The 3418-nt window shown below is 63.3% G+C and carries 5 protein-coding genes; 1 reads left to right on the top strand and 4 read right to left on the bottom strand.

Annotated elements, in window-relative coordinates:
• The coding region (locus tag OXU43_05950) for a DUF3750 domain-containing protein (protein ID MDD9824696.1) at positions 1-399 on the bottom strand (399 nt) is incomplete at its 3' end.
• A gap of 22 nt (positions 400-421) precedes the next feature.
• A complete protein-coding gene (locus OXU43_05945) occupies positions 422-760 on the bottom strand; it encodes a hypothetical protein (GenBank protein ID MDD9824695.1) in 339 nt (112 codons plus the stop codon).
• Between the two features lie 295 nt (positions 761-1055).
• Here OXU43_05945 and OXU43_05940 point away from each other — a divergent pair, with 295 nt between their 5' ends.
• Entirely contained in the window at positions 1056-1592 is a 537-nt protein-coding gene (locus OXU43_05940; protein ID MDD9824694.1) for a hypothetical protein, read from the top strand.
• Positions 1593-1636: 44 nt separating this feature from the next.
• Here the strand turns inward: OXU43_05940 and OXU43_05935 are convergent, their stop codons facing one another.
• A complete protein-coding gene (locus OXU43_05935) occupies positions 1637-1993 on the bottom strand; it encodes an SMR family transporter (GenBank protein MDD9824693.1) in 357 nt (118 codons plus the stop codon).
• 229 nt (positions 1994-2222) lie between these two features.
• Entirely contained in the window at positions 2223-3314 is a 1092-nt protein-coding gene (locus tag OXU43_05930; protein MDD9824692.1) for a M48 family metalloprotease, read from the bottom strand.
• Positions 3315-3418: the final 104 nt, after the last annotated feature.

Genomic DNA, 3418 nt, shown 5'->3' with positions numbered 1-3418 from the left:
CGCCGCGGCGGCGCCGCGCAGGTCGGCCAGCAGGCGCGGACGCGATCCGTACCAGAGGCGGTCGGGGATGTCGCGCTCGATGCGCAGTGTCGGCAGGCCGCGTCGCGCCCGCCAGCCGATCACCTCGTAAACGGTGTAGGAGTCGGCGGCGCGGCCCTTGAGCGCAATCCAGGTATGGTCGGCGAACCACCCGCGCCAGCCCCATACCGGCGCCGCGTAACACTGGATCACGGCGCCTTGCTCTTCCTCCGGCGTGGGCGCGAGTCCGGCGGCGGCGCGCGACGCCGTCCGCCAGCCGTCCGAGCCCGTGCAGGAAACGACCAGCGCCAGCGGCAGGGCAAGGCAGGCGGCGCGCGCCGCTCCTGCGCTCGCCCGGATCGTGTTGACGGGACGCGACACTGCCAACCCTCGGTCGCGCGGCCTATTCGGCAGCCTCTGGCGGTAACCCGCCCCGGAGAAACAAGACCAGGACAAAAATGGCGAGCGCACATTCGAGCGCCATGCCCACCCAGAACTGTGTGGGGCGCTCTGCCTTGTTATAGTAGTACCTGCCGGAGGGCTCGCCAGGTAACATAATACTCAGAAGTTCGCCGCTCTGCAGGCCGGAAATGACATTGCCGAATACAGCGAAAGAAAGCGCCGATGCGACGCACCATATGCCCCCTTGCAACGCGAGACCGAGGGTCAGGCCCGCCACGACCCCTGCCGTTGCCAATCCAGTGATGTCCATACTGCGCTTGCGGGGCGGAAGGAGAGACATTCTAAAGTATCCCTGCCGCGGTGGCCGAACTGCGAATGCGCGCCATGGCGATACGGGCCTGGGAGCTACCCTGCCGCTGCCAATCCGGTGGCGGCCGAGCCGCGCTCGCGGCTGAGGAAAGGCAAGGCCATGACGATAAAAGCCGTTCCGCGACGCGGGCCTGGGCGCACGATGCGGTTTGGCGTTCCGGCGAGGATGCCGGCGGCAAATGCAGCTTCGACAAGGTCATCGCCGGGGCATAATATTGCATGCAAAGCCGTTTTGCACATGGGTTTGCCGCGTAAGGTGGACAAACGTGTCTGACGCTGTTGAAAAATCCTGGAATTTAAAAGCCGATTTGGCGCTGATATGTGTTTTTGCGGCAATTGGCGCGCTTCTTGTAGGGGCATTTCATGTATTGCAATACAGGTGGGATTCGTTGACCCCTACATTCGATATCAAGAAGCATTTTGAGGAAGAACATGAAGAACTCCCGCTGGGAGAGCGAAAGCTCTCTTCAATAGAAAAGGGGCAGCAATTCTTCCGGTTGATTGTAAGCGATGAATCGGATGTGACCATAACGGTAACAGCGGATGACGAAGACGACGATTTGTATGCAACGCTCGGTCGTTACGGGGCCGACTTTAAGTGGTTCAGGCCACGGCATTTGAACGATGATTCTGGCGGTAGCGGAAACCCGAAAATAGAGACGAGGCTGCCGCGCGGGAAATATCTCCTGAGCGTGGAATCCTTCGCTGCAATCGAACAGCCGATTCATTTTTCCGTGCGGACCGATGCCGCTGTTGTTGTTGATATTTCCCGGGGCGGCCCGGCCAGCGGCGAGGCGCGGTAAGTGCCCGCGGCGGCGGCCGGGGAGTAGGGTTGTAAAGTTTATCGTCAGGCCACTTGGATCGTAATCAGCGTTACGCCAAGGATCACCAGTACGATCCCGGTCGCCGTCGTCCAGTGGAAAGGCTCGCGAAAGATCAGCATTGAGGCCAGGGCGACGGCCGCCACCGTTGTGGTGCTCAGGATGGGGTGCACCACGCTCAAAGGCAGGCGAGCCAGGGCCGTAGCGTAGAGCAGGAGCGACACGCCAAATATCCCCGCCCCCAGCAAGAAAGGCCAATTGCTCAACGTTGCCATCGGCTCGGCAATGGAAGGGGGTTTGCGCGGCGGCGTTATGGAAATTTTAATCAGCAGATTGGCCGATACATTGGCGGCGATGGCCAGGACTAGAATAAGCCACTTCATTTTTTACTCGCCCCGAACGGTCGAATACCGGCCCGCAGGCGCTTTCGATAGAAAGGTTTTGCCTTCATGTTTCCCCTGTTGCCGCGTCAAGCGGGGTTTCAAGCTTGTATTAAAAGACGGGTCTTTATCCTCGCTCACGGCGGGATGCGGATATATGCCAAGCCGGACGCATCCGAAAAAGTTCTCGCGCGTTCCTCGACTGTCGCATGAATCTACTATACTTCAGCGGTCATTGCACGATCTTGATCCATTGCCCGGGCCGCGGCTCGCCATCGGGGTAGAGGCCGTTCAGGAGCCGCAGTTGCGCCTCCGCATGGCGTTCGAGGTTAGAGACGCGGGCGAGGTCGGCGATGCGCTCGCCGGGACGCACTTGGACGACGCGGATGCGGCGGCCGGATTGCCGCTCGCCGAAGGCCATGCCGTCCAGGCGCCGGATGAAGGCCGCGTCGTCTCTTGCAGCCGCGGCAGTGCCGCGGAACCGGTCGGCGGCGGCGATGACCTCCTGCAGGCGCCGGTCATTGTCGGGGTGGGTGGAGAAGACGCCGTGGTAGATGCGCGGCTGGCGCCGCTCTTCCCGAGCCCGTTGCTTCTCGAACTCTTCCTGGTCTTTCAGGATGCCGACCACGCCGATCATATCCCGGGGTTCGTAGCCGCTGCGGGCGAGGTATTCGGCGCCGAGGCGGTCTGCCTCCAGTTCGTGTTTGCGCCCGTAGCCGCGCAGGATCGCGCCGCCCAGCAAGTTGGACAGCGCCGTTACCGCCTGGTCGTCGGTCTTGCGCAGCAGCGCCTTGCCGATGAACTCCGCTATCTTGGAGGAGCTGTGCTGACGCACGCCGTGCCGCGCGGTGACGTGGCCGATCTCGTGGCCCAGCACGCCGGCGAGGTGAGCCTCGGAGTTCATGTACGCCATGATGCCGCGGGTAATGTAGATGTAGCCCCCCGGCAGCGCGAAGGCGTTGACCTCCGGGGAGTCCAGCAAGGTGAAGCGGAATTGCAATCCGGGGCGGTGGCTGTTGCGAGCCAGCGCGGCGCCCAAGGCGGCGGCATACGCGCTCAGGGCCGGGTCGGCGTATTCCCGGTACTGGCGCATAATCTCGCCGTGGTATTGCCGCCCGAGGGCCAGCTCCTCGGTCTCGCTCATGAAGACCAGGTCGCTCTTGCCGCTCACCGGGTTGACGGCGCAGCCGCACAGCGCCGCCAGGGCCGCGGCGGCGGCGCCCGCCAGCGTCAGGCGGAAGGCCGGCCTCAGGTCGGCCGCGGAAAGGCGGGCGTGGCGATTCGTCTCGACGCCTCTTGTTTGCGTGGCTGCGGATTCGGGCATGAGCTTGCAGGGTACGCCGTAGCGGCGGAGGGAGCAATCTTGCCTTTGTTCCCCCCTTGAGGGGGAGCCTGGGCGGCCCTTGCGGTTCTCCTGGGCGGTGGGGT

It is taken from the genome of Gammaproteobacteria bacterium, assembly GCA_028817255.1.
GTDB lineage: Bacteria > Pseudomonadota > Gammaproteobacteria > Porifericomitales > Porifericomitaceae > Porifericomes > Porifericomes azotivorans.
Note: the sequence above shows the minus strand (reverse complement) of the source record. Positions and strands in the feature narration are given on the sequence as shown.

Coding starts and splice junctions, on each gene's coding strand:
- OXU43_05935 (MDD9824693.1), bottom strand. CDS start 1,993: ATGAAGTGGCTTATTCTAGTCCTGGCCATCGCCGCCAATGTATCGGCC.
- OXU43_05945 (MDD9824695.1), bottom strand. CDS start 760: ATGTCTCTCCTTCCGCCCCGCAAGCGCAGTATGGACATCACTGGATTG.
- OXU43_05930 (MDD9824692.1), bottom strand. CDS start 3,314: ATGCCCGAATCCGCAGCCACGCAAACAAGAGGCGTCGAGACGAATCGC.